We start from the raw sequence: 15903 nt of genomic DNA, 5'->3' as shown, positions 1-15903 counted from the left end.
CGCTTGACTGACAAGCGCTGGCAGCACATTTGACCCATGACCATGAATCGCCCTTACAACTTCTCGGCCGGTCCGGCCGCCATCCCTGAGGAAGTGCTGCAGCAGGCCGCCGCCGAGATGCTGGACTGGCACGGCAGCGGCATGGGCGTGATGGAGATGAGTCACCGCGGCAAGGAGTTCATCGCGATCTACGAGCAGGCCGAAGCCGACCTGCGCGAGCTGCTGGCGGTGCCGCCGGAGTTCAAGATCCTGTTCATGCAGGGCGGTGGCCTGGCGGAGAACGCCATCGTGCCGCTGAACCTTTCGCGCGCAGCCACCGTGGACTTCGTGGTCACCGGCAGCTGGAGCCAGAAGTCGCGCAAGGAGGCAGCCAAATACGCCGCCGAGGTGCGCACCGCGGCCTCCGGCGAAGAGAGCCAGTTCACCACCCTGCCCGACCCGGCCGGCTGGCAGCTGAGCCGCGGCGCCAGCTACGTGCACATCTGCAGCAACGAGACCATCCACGGCGTGGAATTCCAGGAGCTGCCCGACCTGCGCGCCCTGGGCAGCGATGCGCCACTGGTGATCGATTTCTCCTCGCACGTGGCGTCGCGCCCCGTCGACTGGAGCCGCGTGGGCCTGGCTTTCGGCGGCGCGCAGAAGAATCTGGGCCCGGCAGGCCTGACGCTGGTGGTGGTGCGCGAGGACCTGCTGGGCCACGCCCTGCCCGCCTGCCCCAGCGCCTTCGATTACAAGATCGTGGCCGAGAACCACTCCATGTTCAACACGCCCCCCACCTGGGGCATCTACATGGCGGGCCTCACCTTTCAGTGGCTCAAGCGCCAGCGCGAGGGCGCGGCCAGCGGCGTGGCCGCGATGGAGCAGCGCAACATCGCCAAGGCGCGGCTGCTGTACGACTTCATCGACCAGTCGCAGTTCTACGTGAACAAAGTGGCGGCCAACTGCCGCTCGCGCATGAACATCCCCTTCTTCCTGCGCGATGAGTCGCGCAACGACGCCTTCCTGGCCGGCGCCAAGGAGCGCGGCCTGCTGCAGCTCAAGGGCCACAAGTCCGTGGGCGGCATGCGCGCCAGCATCTACAACGCCATGCCTCTGGCGGGCGTGCAGGCGCTGGTGGACTATCTGCAGGACTTCGAACGCACCGCTGCCTGAAGCCACGGCACGGCCCTTTCATAAAAATGTGAGCTGCGCGCGCTTGATGTATCTGGGTTTGAGATAGTTCCTCCACTCAAACACAGAACAGACAAGCGCAGGCAGCTATCAAATCCATGGCAGACAACGCTTCAAGCCCCACACCCCAGGCCAGCCCCGCGCTGGCCGATCTGCGCGTGCAGATCGATTCGCTGGACCACCAGCTGCTGCAGCTTCTCAACCAGCGCGCCCGCGTGGCCGAGCAGGTGGGCGAGCTGAAGAAGCGCGAGGGCACGCCCTACTTCCGCCCCGACCGCGTCGCCCAGGTGATCGAGAAGATCACCAACGCCAACCCCGGCCCGCTCAAGGGCGCACACGTGTCCGCCATCTGGCGCGAGATCATGTCGGCCTGCCTGGCGCTGGAATCGCCCCAGCGCGTGGCCGTGCTGGGCCCCGAGGGCACGTTCTGCGAGCAGGCAGCCATCGAATACTTCGGCGGCGCGGCCGACCTGATGTACTGCAACAGCTTCGACGAGGTGTTTCACGCCACGGCCGCGGGCAGCGCGCAGTACGGCGTGGTGGGCGTGGAGAACTCCAACGAGGGCGTGGTCACGCGCTCGCTGGACATGTTCCTGCACACCCCCTGCCATGTGGTCGGCGAGGTCAGCCTACTGGTGCGCCACAACCTGCTGCGCTCCACCAACAGCGCCGAGCACATCGAGGCCGTGTTGGCCCATCCCCAGGCGCTGGCACAGTGCCAGGGCTGGCTGTCCAAGCACCTGCCCCACGCCGAGCGCCGGCCCGTGTCCAGCAATGCCGAAGGCGCACGCCTGGCCGCCACCAACCCGGCGTGGGCCGGCATCTCCAGCGAGCGCGCCGCGCAGCAGTTCGGCCTGCATGTGGTGGCCCACGCCATCCAGGACGACGCCTACAACCGCACGCGCTTTGCCGTGATCTGCCTGCCGCACACGCTGGCCACGCCCGCGCCCACGGGGCGGGACTGCACCAGCCTCATCATCTCGGTGCCCAACCGTCCCGGCGCGGTGCACGACCTGCTGGTGCCCTTGAAGAAGCACGGCGTGTCCATGACGCGCTTTGAATCCCGCCCCGCGCGCACCGGACAGTGGGAGTACTACTTCTACATTGACATCGAAGGCCACCCCGCCCAGCCCAACGTGGCTGCCGCGCTGGCCGAGCTGCAGCAGCTGTGCGCCTTCTACAAGGTGCTGGGCACCTACCCCGTTCCGGCGTGAGGGGGCAGCATGTTTGAACAACTGGGACTGATCGGCTGCGGCCTGATGGGCGGCTCCTTCGCCCTGGCATTGAAGAAGGCGGGGCTGGTCAAGCGCGTCGTGGGCTACAGCAAGTCGCCCTCCACCACCGATCGGGCGCGCCAGCTCGGCGTGATTGACGTTGAGGCGCCCTCCGCGCTGCTGGCCGCCGCGGGTGCCGACATCGTGCTGCTGGCCGTTCCCGTGGCCGCGACCGAATCCACCTTGAAGGCCATCAAGCACCTGGTCACGCCGCAGATGCTGCTCATGGACGTGGGCTCCACCAAGGCCGACGTGGTGCAGGCCGCGCGCCGCGCGTTGCGTGACCAGATCGGCTCGTTCGTGCCGGCGCACCCGATCACGGGGCGCGAGGTGTCGGGCGTGGAACATGCCGACGTCGATCTGTACACCGGCCGCCAGGTGATCCTGACCCCCACCGAGCGCACCCTCACCGCCCAGCTGCACCGCGCGGAGGACGTGTGGCGCGCCCTGGGCTGCCACGTGAGCAGCATGTCGCCCGAGGCGCACGACGCCAGCTTCGCGGCCGTGAGCCATCTGCCGCACATGCTCGCGTTCGCCATGATCTCGGGCATCACCGCGCAGCCCAACGCGGACGAACTGCTCGCGCTGGCCGGACCCGGCTTTCGCGACTTCACCCGCATCGCCGCCAGCGACCCCAAGATGTGGCGTGACATCCTGCGCGCCAACCGCGACGAGGTGCTGGCCCAGTCGCGCGTGTTCAAGCAGGCACTGCAGACGCTAGAGGAGGCCATGCAGGCCGACAACGACCAGGCGCTGGAAGACCTCATCACGCTCGCCAGTCACACCCGCGCGCACTGGCGCATGGGCGCGCCCCGCAAGCACAAGGACCACTGATGTTCTCCACCGCGTTCCTCGACCTGCCGCCCCTGGCCAGCGTGCAGGGCAGCGTGCAGCTGCCGGGCTCCAAGAGCATCTCCAACCGCGTGCTGCTGCTGGCCGCGTTGAGCCAGGGCACGACCGAGGTGCGCGACCTGCTGGCCTCCGACGACACGCGCGTGATGCTGGATGCGCTGCGCCAGCTCGGCTGCACGGTCGACGAAGCCGGAGGCGGCACCGTGCGCATCACGGGTTTGGGATCGTCCACGCCGCCCTCGCCCACGCAGCTCTTCATGGGCAACGCCGGCACAGCCATGCGCCCGCTCACCGCGGCACTGGCGCTGCTGGGCGGCGAGTACGAACTGTCGGGCGTGCCGCGCATGCACGAGCGTCCCATTGGCGACCTGGTGGACGCCCTGCGCCAGCTCGGCTGCCGCATCGACTACCTGGGCAACCAAGGCTTTCCACCGCTGCGCATCGCCCACGCGGGCGGCCTGCCGCCGCTGCAGCTGCAGGCGCCGATCCGCGTGCGCGGCGACGTGTCCAGCCAGTTCCTCACCGCGCTGCTGATGGCGCTGCCGCTGGTGGCCCGGCAGCAGGACGTGGTGATCGAAGTCGTGGGTGAGCTGATCTCCAAGCCCTACATCCACATCACGCTGGAGCTGCTGGCGCGCTTTGGCATCGCCGTGCGGCACGAGCAGTGGCAGCGCTTCACCATTCCCGCGGGCAGCCGGTACCAATCGCCGGGGCTGATCCATGTGGAGGCGGATGCATCATCTGCTAGCTATTTCATAGCTGCTGGCGCAATCGCTGCGGGCGCTAACGGCCAAAACGGCATCAAGATCCTGGGCGTCGGATTGGACTCGATCCAGGGCGACATCCGCTTCGTCGAGGCGGCGCAGGCCATGGGCGCACGCGTCACCGGCGGCCCCAACTGGCTGGAGGTGGCCCGCGACACCTGGCCGCTCAAGTCGATCGACCTGGACTGCAATCACATCCCCGATGCAGCGATGACCCTCGCCGTCATGGCGCTGTATGCGCGGGGCACGACCGTATTGCGCAACATCGCAAGCTGGCGCGTCAAGGAAACCGATCGCATTGCCGCCATGACCTGCGAGCTGCGCAAGCTGGGCGCCACGGTGGAGGAAGGCGCGGACTACCTGTGCGTCACGCCACCCGCCCAGTCCGGCGACTGGCGCGCCGCCAGCATCCACACCTACGACGACCACCGCGTGGCCATGTGCTTTTCGCTGGCGGCCTTCAACCCGGCCGGACTGCCCGTGCGCATCGAAGACCCCAAGTGCGTCGCCAAGACCTTCCCGGATTACTTCGAGGCCCTGTTCCAGGTGGCGCAGACCGACGCGGACCGCATCCCCGTGATCTGCATCGACGGCCCGACGGCCTCGGGCAAGGGCACGGTGGCCGCTGCCGTGGCGCGTGCGCTGGGCTACCACTTCCTGGATTCGGGGGCGCTGTACCGCATCACCGCCCTCGCGGCGACCCGTGCGGGCCTGGAGATCAGCCCCGACAACGAGCCGCGCATCGCCGAACTGGCGCGGCAACTGCCCGTGCGCTTCGCGGGCGACCGCATCTGGCTGGGTGAGGAAGACGTCACCGACGCCATCCGCACCGAGCAGGCCGGCATGAACGCCTCGCGCGTGTCGGCGCTGCCGGCGGTGCGCGGCGCCCTGGTCGCGCTGCAGCATGGCTTTCGCCGCCTGCCGGGCCTGGTGGCCGACGGGCGCGACATGGGCACGGTGATCTTCCCGCAGGCACCGCTCAAGGTCTTCCTCACGGCCAGCGCCGCCTGCCGGGCCGAGCGCCGCTATAAGCAGTTGATTTCCAAGGGAATTTCGGCTAATATCGCCGACCTTCGCGCAGACTTGGAAGCGCGGGACGCGCGGGACGCAAACCGCAGTGCCTCGCCCCTGAAGCCCGCGCAGGACGCCCTGGTACTGGACAACTCCGAGCACACGATCGACGAGGCCGTGATGCAGGTGATTGACTGGTGGCAGGCTCGCCAGCCGTTCGGCGCGTAAACGCTGACGGCCGGTACATGGCCCACACGGCCCCCGCCGCGCCCTGACTGCGCACTGGCCGTGTGGTTCTTACAACCTCAACCCCGCGGTGTGATGCCGCACAACCTCCGCAAGCAGTCTTAGAAACGAAGGCAATGGTGCCGTCGGAAACCTGCATGCGGGCAAGGAACTACATGTCTGAATCTTTTGCCGCCCTTTTTGAAGAGTCGTTGACACGCACCGAAATGCGTCCCGGCGAAGTCATCACCGCTGAAGTCGTGCGCGTGGAGCACAACTTCGTCGTGGTGAACGCTGGCCTGAAGTCGGAAGCCTATGTGCCGATCGACGAATTCAAGAACGACCAGGGCGAGATCGAAGTCCAAGTGGGCGACTTCGTGTCCGTGGCCATCGGCTCGATCGAAAACGGCTACGGCGACACCATCCTGTCGCGCGACACCGCAAAGCGTCTGGCCTCCTGGCTGTCGCTGGAGAAGGCGCTGGAATCCGGCGAATTCGTGACCGGCACGACCTCCGGCAAGGTCAAGGGCGGCCTGACGGTGCTGGTCAACGGCATCCGCGCCTTCCTGCCCGGTTCGCTGATCGACACCCGTCCCGTCAAGGACCTGACTCCGTACGAAAACAAGACCCTGGAGTTCAAGGTCATCAAGCTGGACCGCAAGCGCAACAACGTGGTGCTGAGCCGCCGCGCCGTGGTGGAAGCCTCCATGGGCGAAGAGCGCGCCAAGCTGATGGAAACGCTGAAGGAAGGCGCCATCGTCAACGGCGTGGTCAAGAACATCACCGAATACGGTGCGTTCGTGGACCTGGGCGGCATCGACGGCCTGCTGCACATCACCGACATGGCATGGCGCCGCGTGCGCCACCCCTCCGAGGTGGTCACCGCCGGCCAGGAAATCACGGCCAAGATCCTCAAGTTCGACACCGAGAAGAACCGCGTCTCGCTGGGCCTCAAGCAAATGGGCGACGACCCGTGGCTGGGCGTATCGCGCCGCTACCCCTCGGGCACGCGCCTGTTCGGCAAGGTCACGAACATCGCCGACTACGGCGCGTTCGTCGAACTGGAGCCCGGCATCGAAGGCCTGGTGCACGTCTCCGAAATGGACTGGACCAACAAGAACGTGGCTCCTTCCAAGCTCGTGTCGCTGGGTGACGAAGTCGAAGTCATGGTCCTGGAGATCGACGAAGACAAGCGCCGCATCAGCCTGGGCATGAAGCAGTGCAAGGCCAACCCCTGGCAAGAATTCGCGCAGGACACCAAGCGCGGCGACCGCGTCAAGGGCCCGATCAAGTCGATCACCGACTTCGGCGTGTTCGTGGGCCTGGCTGCCGGCATCGACGGCCTGGTGCACCTGTCCGACCTGTCCTGGAACGAGCCCGGCGAATCCGCCGTGCGCAACTACAAGAAGGGCCAGGAAGTCGAGGCGATCGTGCTGGCCGTGGACGTGGACCGCGAGCGTATCTCCCTGGGCATCAAGCAGCTCGACGGCGACCCGTTCACCACCTTCGTGACGGTGAACGACAAGGGCCAGACGGTGACCGGCAAGGTCAAGACCGTGGACGCCCGTGGCGCCGAGATCGATCTGGGCGAAGACATCGTGGGCTACCTGCGCGCCTCGGAAATCTCCCGCGACCGCGTGGAAGATGCCCGCAACGTGCTGAAGGAAGGCGACGAAGTCACGGCCGTGGTGGTGAACGTGGATCGCAAGACCCGCAACATCCAGCTGTCCATCAAGCAAAAGGACATGGTTGACCAACAGGAAGCCATGGCGCACCTGTCGGCCCAGTCCGCGAAGGAAAACGCCGGTACCACCAGCCTGGGCGCCCTGCTGCGCGCCAAGCTGGACAACTCCGACAAGTAATCCGTCGCGGCCTGCCCTGCAGGCGCCGGTGTGCCTCCACCTGCGGGTGGCGGCACACCACACACAGCGGGCGCTCTGGTAGCGCCCGCTGTCACATCAACCTCTGCCCGAATGCCGTCCCATGACCCGATCTGACCTCGTCGAAGAACTGGCTGCCCGCTTTGGGCAGCTCACCCAGCGCGACGCCGAATACGCCGTCAAGACCATTCTGGACGCCGTGAGCGATGCACTGGTGCGCGGGCACCGCATCGAGATCCGCGGCTTTGGCAGCTTCTCGGTCAACCGCCGCCCCCCGCGCATGGGCCGCAATCCGCGCAGCGGCGAGGCGGTGCATATCCCCGAAAAGCGCGTTCCCCACTTCAAGCCCGGCAAGGCACTGCGCGAAACCGTGGACCAGCGCACCGCTGAACTGCAGGGCGTACAGGCGCAATAAAACCATAGCTGTTCACGCTTGCTGGGCAGGCGCTAGAGCCGTTTTTGGCTTGAGGTCAACGGATGGCCTGCCGCCTACCGCTCAGGCCGCTACGCTGCCCGTAGAATCTCGCCACCACTGGGGAGATGCATGAAATACCTCCTGTGGCTGCTCAAGGCAGCCATTTTTTTTACCCTGTTCGCGTTCGCGCTGAACAACCAGCAGGACGCCACGGTGTACTTTTTCTTCGGCACGCAGTGGACGGCACCGGCCGTGCTGATCGTGCTGACGGCCTTCGCGCTCGGCGTGGCCGTGGGCGTGCTGGGCATGGTGCCGCGCTGGTGGCGCCACCGCAGCGCTGCGCGCCGCGCGCACCAGGCCTTGCCGCACCCCGCCGCGCCCGCCCCCGCGTCCCCTGCCGCATCTCCGGCGGCGGTCGACCCCGCCCTGCCGCAGCCGCCCGTCCATGGAATTTGACCTGAGCTGGATCTTCCTGGGGCTGCCGCTGGCCTTCGGGCTGGGGTGGTTCGCCTCGCGTTTCGATCTGCGGCAGATGCGCGAGGAGAACCGCCGCGCACCCAAGGCTTACTTCAAGGGCCTGAACTACCTTCTCAACGAGCAGCAAGACCAGGCCATCGACGCCTTCATCGAGGCGGTGCAGAACGACCCCGACACCACCGAACTGCACTTTGCCCTGGGCAACCTGTTTCGCCGCCGCGGCGAGTACAACCGCGCCGTGCGGGTGCACGAGCACCTGCTGTCGCGCGGCGACCTGAGCCGCGCCGACCGTGAGCGCGCACAGCATGCACTGGCGCTGGACTTCCTCAAGGCAGGCCTGCTCGACCGCGCGGAAGACGCACTGCGCCGCCTGGAGGGCAGCGCCTTCGAGGGCCAGGCACGCATGGCCCTGCTGGCCATTTACGAGCGTTCGCGCGACTGGCCACAGGCGTCCGACATTGCACGGCGCATGCACGATGCGCAGCAGGGCGACTTCAGCACCCGGCTGGCGCACTACCTGTGCGAGCAGGCGCTGGCGCTGGCGGCCCATGGCGAACTGCCCGCCGCCCAGGCGCTGCTGGAGCAGGCCCTGGCCACGGCGCCCCAGGCGCCGCGCGCGCGCATCGAGCTGGCGCGGCTGCAGCAGCGCCAGGGCCAGCCCGAAGCGGCCTTCGACACCCTGCAAGCGCTCGCCCAGGCCGCACCCGCCGCGCTGCCGCTGGCCGCACCGCTGCTGGTGGAAACCGCCACCGCCACGGGACAAGCGCCGCTGGCCCAGGCGCTGCTGCAGCACCACTACGAGGACATGCCATCCCTGGATCTGCTGGAAGCCGTGGTGGCGCTGGAGGCTGCCAACGCGGACACTGCGGCCGTGGGGCGCGAATGGTACGTGCGCCACCTGGAGCGCGAGCCCTCCCTGGTCGCCGCGACGAAATGGCTGGCAGGCGAGACGCTGACCCATGAGCAGTTCCACCCGCAAATCCAGCGCGCGCTGGAGCAGGCGGCAAAGCCGCTCACGCGCTACCGCTGCGCAGCCTGCGGGTTCGAGGCACGCCAGCACTTCTGGCAATGCCCGGGCTGCCAGACCTGGGACAGTTATCCGGCACGGCGCGTCGAGGAACTGTAGCCGTGCGCATGCCTCCGGCCCTGCGGCATGCGAGCGTAGCGCTCGTGCTGCTGCATGCCGCCGTCGCGCTAGCCGGCGTGGACGTGAACCACGCACGCGAAGCGGACCTGGATGGCGTCAGGGGCATTGGGCCTGCGATGTCGTCGCGCATCCTGGCAGAGCGGGCACGCGGGCCCTTCCAGGACTGGAGCGACCTGATCGCACGGGTGAAAGGCATCGGCCCCTCGGCCGCCGCCCGGCTGTCGGCGCAGGGGCTCACCGTCAATGGCGCCGCCTATCCAACCGTAGCAACGCCCGCGGGCGCGCCTGCAGCCTCCGACGCGGGGGTCGGCGACAGCCCCTCCTCACGCTGACACACACTGGTAGCCGCGCGCCATAACGCGCTGGACGGCAGCGTATTCGCCGCCACTTGCTCGGGTTTTCATAGCACGCGGGAAGGGGCGACGCCCTAGAATCAGACGCTGATGCCTCTGACCCTCCTCATTCTTCTTCCCTTTGTGGGCAGCTTGCTGGCGGCCGTGCTGCCCGCGAATGCGCGCAATACCGAGTCCACGCTCGCGGGCCTGGTCGCGCTGTTTTGCACGGTGCAAACGGCGCTGTACTTCCCCCAGATCGCCGAAGCGGGCGTGTTGCGCGAGGAGATCACCTGGTTGCCTGCCCTGGGCCTGAACCTGGTCATCCGCATGGACGGGTTCGCCTGGATGTTCAGCATGCTGGTGTTCGGCATCGGCACGCTGGTGGTGCTGTATGCGCGCTACTACATGTCGCCGGCGGACCCGGTGCCGCGCTTTTTCTCGTTCTTTCTGGCTTTCATGGGCGCCATGGCCGGCGTGGTGCTGTCGGGCAACATCATCCAGCTGGTGTTCTTCTGGGAACTCACCAGCCTGTTCTCGTTCCTGCTCATCGGCTACTGGCACCACCGTGAAGACGCCCGCCGGGGTGCGCGCATGGCCCTCACCGTGACGGGCGCGGGCGGACTGTGCCTGCTGGCCGGCATGCTGGTGCTGGGCCACATCGTGGGCAGCTATGACCTGGACCGCGTGCTGGGCGCAGCCGAGCTGGTGCGCGACCACCCCATGTACCTCACGGCGCTGGTACTGGTGCTGCTGGGGGCGTTCACCAAGAGTGCGCAGTTTCCGTTCCACTTCTGGCTGCCCAACGCCATGGCTGCGCCCACGCCCGTGTCGTCGTACCTGCACTCGGCCACCATGGTGAAGGCGGGCGTCTTCCTGCTGGCACGGCTGTGGCCCGTCATGGGCGGCACCGAGCCGTGGTTCTGGCTGGTGGGCGGCGCGGGCCTGGCCACGCTGCTCATCGGCGGCTACGCGGCCATGTTTCAGAACGACCTCAAGGGCCTGCTGGCGTATTCCACCATCTCGCATCTGGGTCTGATCACGCTGCTGCTGGGCCTCAACAGCCCGCTGGCCGCCGTGGCCGCCGTGTTCCACATCATGAACCACGCCACGTTCAAGGCGTCGCTGTTCATGGCCGCGGGCATCATCGACCACGAAAGCGGCACGCGGGACATACGGCGCCTCTCGGGCCTGCGGCGCATGATGCCCGTCACCGCCACGCTGGCCACGGTCGCCAGCGCCGCCATGGCGGGCGTGCCGCTGCTCAACGGCTTCCTGTCCAAGGAGATGTTCTTCGCGGAGACGGTGTTCTTCGACGCTGCGCCGGCCGTGGCCCAGATACTGCCGATCGCGGCCACCGTCGCGGGCATGTTCAGCGTGGCCTATTCGCTGCGCTTCATCGTCGATGTGTTCTGGGGCCCCCCCGCCACCGATCTGCCGCATGAGCCCCATGAGCCGCCGCACTGGATGCGCGTGCCGGTGGAGTTGCTGGTCTGCGCCTGCCTGGTGGTGGGCGTGCTGCCCGCGTGGTCGATCGGCCAGTACCTGAATGCCGCGGCGCTGCCGGTGGTGGGGGGCGAACTGCCGGCCTTCAGCCTGGCGGTCTGGCACGGCTTCAACACGCCCTTCATGATGAGCCTGGTGGCGCTGGTCGGCGGCACCGCCCTGTACATGGTGTTGCGCTGGGAGCGCAAGCAAGGCCGCATCAACGCCGCCCCACTGATGCACCGCGTCAGCGGACGCGGCGTGTTCGAGGCAGTGCTGGTGCAGATCACGCGCTGGGGGCACAGCGGGCGGCGCCTGCTGTCCACGCGCCGCCTGCAGTGGCAGATGCTGTGGCTGGTGCTCGTCACGCTCGTGGGCGCCGCCATGCCGCTGTACACACGCGGCTTGCAGTTGGGAGATCGGGGCACGCTGCCGCTGTCGCCCGCTTTCGTGCTGATCTGGGCGTTGGGCATGGTCTGCGCCGTGGCCTCGGCCTGGCAGGCCAAGTACCACCGCCTGGCCGCGCTGACACTCATGGGCGGTGCAGGGCTGTGCGTCTGCATCACCTTCCTGTGGTTCTCCGCGCCGGACCTCGCACTCACCCAGCTGGCCGTGGAACTGGTCACCACCATCCTGATCCTGCTGGGCCTGCGCTGGCTGCCCAAGCGCGACGAAAGCCTGCCCGCCTCGCCCGCCAGCGCCGCGCTGGCGCGCACGCGGCGCGTGCGCGACCTGTTGCTGGCCGTCGCCGCGGGCGGCGGCATGGCGTGGCTGGCATTTGCCATGATGAGCCGGCCCTTCGCGCAGAGCACCTCCACGTTCTTCCTGGAGCGCGCCCTCACCGAAGGCGGCGGCACCAACGTGGTCAACGTCATGCTGGTGGACTTCCGCGGGTTCGACACGTTCGGCGAGATCGTGGTGCTGGGCATCGTGGCGCTCACGGTGTATGCGCTGTTGCGGCGCTTTCGCCCCGCGGTGGAGACCATGGACCTGCCCGAGCAGCAGCGCTACCTGCCGGCCGATCTACAGACCGACCTGCTGAACCCGCGCAACGCCACCGACACGGCCGTCGGTTACCTGATGGTGCCCGCGGTGCTGGTGCGGCTGCTGCTGCCGTTCTCGGCCCTGGTGGCCTTCTACCTCTTCATGCGCGGGCACAACCAGCCGGGCGGCGGCTTCGTGGCGGGGCTGGTGTTCTCGGTGGGGCTGGTGCTGCAGTACATCATTTCGGGCACATCGTGGGTCGAGGCACACCTGCCCCTGTATCCGCGGCGCTGGATCGCCTCCGGCCTGCTGCTGGCGCTGGGCACCGGACTGGGCGCCGTGGCGCTGGGCTATCCGTTCCTTACCAGCCACACCGCGCACCTGCACCTGCCGCTGATCGGGGACCTCCACGTGGCCAGCGCCATGTTCTTCGACATGGGCGTGTTCGCGCTCGTCGTCGGCTCCACGCTGCTCATCCTCACTGCCATCGCCCACCAGTCGGTGCGCAGCCACCGTTACCACGCCCGTCTCATGGAAGAAGAACAACAAGCGGCCAGCGAGCAAGCAGCCGTCCCCGCCACACAAGGAGCCGTCTGATGGAAATCGTGCTGGCTCTGTCCATCGGCGTGCTCACGGGCTCGGGCGTCTGGCTGCTGCTGCGCCCCCGCACCTTCCAGGTCATCATGGGCCTGTCGCTGCTGTCGTATGCCGTGAATCTGTTCATCTTCAGCATGGGTCGCCTGGGCCTGGCCGTGGACAAGGAGCCCGTGCTCGTGCCCGGCGTGCCGCAAGACCTGCAGCATTACGCGGACCCCATGCCCCAGGCGCTGGTGCTCACCGCCATCGTGATCGGCTTTGCCATGACCGCACTGTTCCTCGTCGTGCTGCTGGCTTCGCGGGGCATGTCGGGCACCGACCACGTGGACGGCTCGCACTCGCGTGAAACGCAGGAGATGCCATGAGCCGCATCGCGGAGCTGACCTCCCTGCTCATGCCGCACCTGATGCTGGCGCCCATCGGGCTGCCGATGCTCACGGCCGCTTTGCTGCTCACCATGAAGGAAGAGCAGCAGCGCCTGAAGCTGGGCCTGAACATCCTGTCCACCCTGCTCGGGCTGCTGGTGGCCGTGGCGCTGCTGCTGTGGTCGCACGAATCCGGAGCGCCCGCGACCATGGGTGTGTACCTGCCGGGCAACTGGCCGGCGCCGTTCGGCATCGTGCTGGTGCTGGACCGGCTCTCGGCCATGATGCTGCTGCTGACGGGCTTCGTGGCGCTGTGCTCCATCGTGTTCGCCGGTGCGCGCTGGCACCGCGCAGGCGTGCACTATCACACGCTGTTCCAGTTGCAGCTCATGGGGCTGGGGGGCGCCTTCCTCACGGGCGACCTGTTCAACCTGTTCGTCTTCTTCGAGATCCTGCTGGCAGCCTCGTACGGCCTGCTGCTGCACGGCGCCGGCCGCACGCGCGTGCAGGCCGGCCTGCACTACATCGCCATCAACCTGGCGGCGTCCTCGCTGTTCCTGATCGGCGCGTCCATGCTGTACGGCATCACGGGCACGCTCAACATGGCCGACCTGGCGCAAGCCATCCCGCAGGTGTCGGCCGCCGACCGGGGGTTGTTGCACTCGGCGGCTGCCATCCTGGCCACGGCGTTTCTCATCAAGGCGGCTGTGTGGCCCCTGAACTTCTGGCTGGTGCCGGCCTACAGCGCGGCCACGGCGCCCGTGGGTGCGCTGTTCGCCCTGATGACCAAGGTGGGCATCTACACGCTGCTGCGCCTGTGGACGCTGATGTTCAGCAGCGAGGCCGGTCCCTCCTCCCTGTTCGGCAGCCTGTGGCTGATCGGCGGTGGCATGGTCACCATGGCCTTCGGCGCCATCGGCATGATGGCCTCGCAGCGCCTCACCCACCTGGCCGGCCATGCGGCCGTGCTGTCGTCGGGCACGCTGCTGGCGGCGGCAGGCTTCGGGCAAAACGCGCTCACTGCCGGGCTGCTGTACTACCTGCCCAGCTCCACGCTGGCCGTGAGCGCGCTGTTCCTGCTGGCCGACCTGATCGACCGCTGGCGCAACGATGGCGCGTCGCTGGCGCCTTACGAACTGGACGACGTGGCCCCCTTCCTCACCCCCGAGCTTATGCCCACCACCGGCTTGAACCTGGACGAGGACGAGGAAGTGCTGGTCGGCCGCGTCATCCCCGCCGCGGCCGCGTTTCTGGGTCTGGCCTACATGGCCTGCACGCTGGTGATTGCGGGCCTACCGCCGCTGTCCGGCTTCATCGGCAAGTTCGCGATGCTGACGGCGCTGGTAAACCCGCTGGGGCTCGGCTCTTCGGCCGGCACACAGCCCGGCCTGCCGGGCTGGACGTTGATCGCGCTGATGATCGCCACGGGTCTGCTGGCGCTGCTGGCGCTCACGCGCTCGGGCATACGCCACTTCTGGGCCGCGCACGACCGCCCCACGCCCCAGTTGCGCGTGATGGAGGGGCTGCCCATCGCCATACTGCTGGGGGCCTGCGTGGCGCTCACCCTGCAGGCCAACGGCGTGATGCGTTTCACCGAGGCAACGGCCAACGGGCTGCATGCGCCGGGCACGTATGTACGCGCCGTGATGACGGCCGCGCCCATTCCCGGCCCCACCACGACGCCGACGCCTGAGCGCGCGGAAAGCTCTGCCACCACGAAGGCCGCGCCATGATGAAGAAGCTGCTGCCCGCCCCGCTGGTCTCCCTGGGTTTGTTCGTGATGTGGCTGCTGCTCAACCACACCACCAGCATCGGCCACGTCCTGCTGGCACTGGTACTCGCATGGGGCCTGCCGGTGCTGTTCAGCGAATTGCGCCCGCAGAAGGTGCGCGTGCGCCACCTCGGCACGATCATCCGGCTGTGCTTCACGGTGATGGTGGACACCACGCGGTCCAACCTTGCCGTGCTGCGCTTTCTGCTGCTGCCGTCGCAGCGCCGCCACCCGCCGGACTTCGTCAAGATTCCGCTGGAGCTGCGCGACCCCAACGCCCTCGCCGTACTGGCCATGATCGTGTGCATCACCCCTGGCACCTCCTGGGCCGAGCTGTCGCTGGACCGCAGTCTGCTGATGCTGCATGTGCTGGAGGTGGACGATGCGCAGGCCATCATCGACCACGTCAAGGCGAGCTACGAGCGCCCGCTGATGGAGATTTTCGAATGACCGGTTCCGTACTGTCCTGGGCGCTGCCCATCGCCATGTTCCTGCTGGCCGCGGCCATGGTGCTGTGCCTGGTGCGCCTGCTCAAGGGCCCCGCCGCGCAGGACCGCGTGCTGGCGCTGGACTGCATGTACCTCAACGGCATGCTGCTCATGCTGGTACTGGGCATCTACTACGGCAGCACCAACTACTTCGAGGCCGCGATGTTGATCGCACTGCTGGGCTTCGTCAGCTCCACGGCCATGGCCAAGTTCCTGCTGCGCGGGGAGGTGATCGAATGAGCGACGCACTGCCGCTGTGGCTGGACATCGTGCTGTCCGCGCTGGTGCTGTGCGGCGCGGCCATCGCGTTCATGGGGTCACTGGGGCTGCTGCGCCTGGCCACCTACTTCGAGCGCGTGCACGCACCCTCCATCATCGCCACCATGGGCTGCTGGTGCATCATGCATGCCACGCTGGTGTACTTCTCCGTGACGGGCAACGGCCTGGCGCTGCATGCGCTGCTGATTGCCCTGTTCATCGCCATCACCGTGCCCGTGACCAACATCTTCCTGATGCGCGCCGCGCTGTTTCGCGCGCGCCGCGCGGGCGAGAAGGTGCCGCCCAGCCTCAGCCGCGTGGCGGACAGCAGCACGCTCGATTCGTGATTTGCTACTGAAAATATAGCTAACAGCGCTTGACCAGCAAGCGCTAGAGCCTTATTTCACT

General features: G+C 67.6%; 15 protein-coding genes. All 15 read left to right on the top strand.

The window, feature by feature from the left end; genetic code table 11:
* Positions 1-42: 42 nt before the first annotated feature.
* Entirely contained in the window at positions 43-1152 is a 1110-nt protein-coding gene (serC, locus tag DTPSY_RS07000; protein ID WP_041838989.1) for a 3-phosphoserine/phosphohydroxythreonine transaminase, read from the top strand.
* A 116-nt stretch (positions 1153-1268) separates the two neighbouring features.
* Positions 1269-2384, top strand: coding sequence for a prephenate dehydratase (pheA, locus tag DTPSY_RS06995; protein ID WP_011805666.1), 1116 nt, complete (start codon positions 1269-1271; stop codon positions 2382-2384).
* Between the two features lie 9 nt (positions 2385-2393).
* A complete protein-coding gene (locus DTPSY_RS06990) occupies positions 2394-3278 on the top strand; it encodes a prephenate dehydrogenase (RefSeq protein WP_015913006.1) in 885 nt (294 codons plus the stop codon).
* Entirely contained in the window at positions 3278-5299 is a 2022-nt protein-coding gene (locus DTPSY_RS06985; RefSeq protein ID WP_015913005.1) for a bifunctional 3-phosphoshikimate 1-carboxyvinyltransferase/cytidylate kinase, read from the top strand. Before DTPSY_RS06990 ends, DTPSY_RS06985 begins: the two co-directional genes overlap by 1 nt.
* Before the next feature lie 155 nt (positions 5300-5454).
* Positions 5455-7158, top strand: coding sequence for a 30S ribosomal protein S1 (gene rpsA / locus DTPSY_RS06980; RefSeq protein WP_094766865.1), 1704 nt, complete (start codon positions 5455-5457; stop codon positions 7156-7158).
* 121 nt (positions 7159-7279) lie between these two features.
* The gene (locus DTPSY_RS06975; protein WP_011805670.1) at positions 7280-7591 is read left to right on the top strand and encodes an integration host factor subunit beta; all 312 of its coding nucleotides are present in this window, start codon (positions 7280-7282) and stop codon (positions 7589-7591) included.
* A 129-nt stretch (positions 7592-7720) separates the two neighbouring features.
* Positions 7721-8047: a LapA family protein gene (locus DTPSY_RS06970; protein WP_015913003.1), complete on the top strand. Its 327-nt coding sequence runs from the start codon at positions 7721-7723 to the stop codon at positions 8045-8047.
* The gene (gene lapB, locus DTPSY_RS06965) at positions 8037-9194 is read left to right on the top strand and encodes a lipopolysaccharide assembly protein LapB (protein WP_015913002.1); all 1158 of its coding nucleotides are present in this window, start codon (positions 8037-8039) and stop codon (positions 9192-9194) included. Before DTPSY_RS06970 ends, lapB begins: the two co-directional genes overlap by 11 nt.
* A gap of 8 nt (positions 9195-9202) precedes the next feature.
* Positions 9203-9547 carry a ComEA family DNA-binding protein gene (locus tag DTPSY_RS06960; protein WP_015913001.1) on the top strand — a complete coding sequence of 115 codons (345 nt, stop codon included), beginning with the start codon at positions 9203-9205 and terminating at the stop codon, positions 9545-9547.
* 111 nt (positions 9548-9658) lie between these two features.
* Positions 9659-12613, top strand: a complete 2955-nt coding sequence (locus DTPSY_RS06955; protein WP_015913000.1) for a monovalent cation/H+ antiporter subunit A — start codon at positions 9659-9661, stop codon at positions 12611-12613.
* Positions 12613-12978, top strand: a complete 366-nt coding sequence (locus DTPSY_RS06950) for a Na+/H+ antiporter subunit C (protein WP_011805675.1) — start codon at positions 12613-12615, stop codon at positions 12976-12978. The genes DTPSY_RS06955 and DTPSY_RS06950 overlap by 1 nt, the downstream gene beginning before the upstream one ends.
* Positions 12975-14711: a monovalent cation/H+ antiporter subunit D gene (locus DTPSY_RS06945; RefSeq protein ID WP_015912999.1), complete on the top strand. Its 1737-nt coding sequence runs from the start codon at positions 12975-12977 to the stop codon at positions 14709-14711. The genes DTPSY_RS06950 and DTPSY_RS06945 overlap by 4 nt, the downstream gene beginning before the upstream one ends.
* Positions 14708-15199, top strand: coding sequence for a Na+/H+ antiporter subunit E (locus DTPSY_RS06940; protein WP_015912998.1), 492 nt, complete (start codon positions 14708-14710; stop codon positions 15197-15199). Before DTPSY_RS06945 ends, DTPSY_RS06940 begins: the two co-directional genes overlap by 4 nt.
* Positions 15196-15477, top strand: a complete 282-nt coding sequence (locus tag DTPSY_RS06935; RefSeq protein WP_011805678.1) for a K+/H+ antiporter subunit F — start codon at positions 15196-15198, stop codon at positions 15475-15477. Before DTPSY_RS06940 ends, DTPSY_RS06935 begins: the two co-directional genes overlap by 4 nt.
* Positions 15474-15842 (top strand): monovalent cation/H(+) antiporter subunit G, encoded by a 369-nt coding sequence (locus tag DTPSY_RS06930; protein WP_011805679.1) that lies wholly within the window; start codon positions 15474-15476, stop codon positions 15840-15842. Before DTPSY_RS06935 ends, DTPSY_RS06930 begins: the two co-directional genes overlap by 4 nt.
* Positions 15843-15903: the final 61 nt, after the last annotated feature.

The organism is [Acidovorax] ebreus TPSY (genome assembly GCF_000022305.1).
Lineage (GTDB): Bacteria > Pseudomonadota > Gammaproteobacteria > Burkholderiales > Burkholderiaceae_C > Diaphorobacter > Diaphorobacter nitroreducens.
This window is presented reverse-complemented; position numbering and strand designations above follow the sequence as displayed.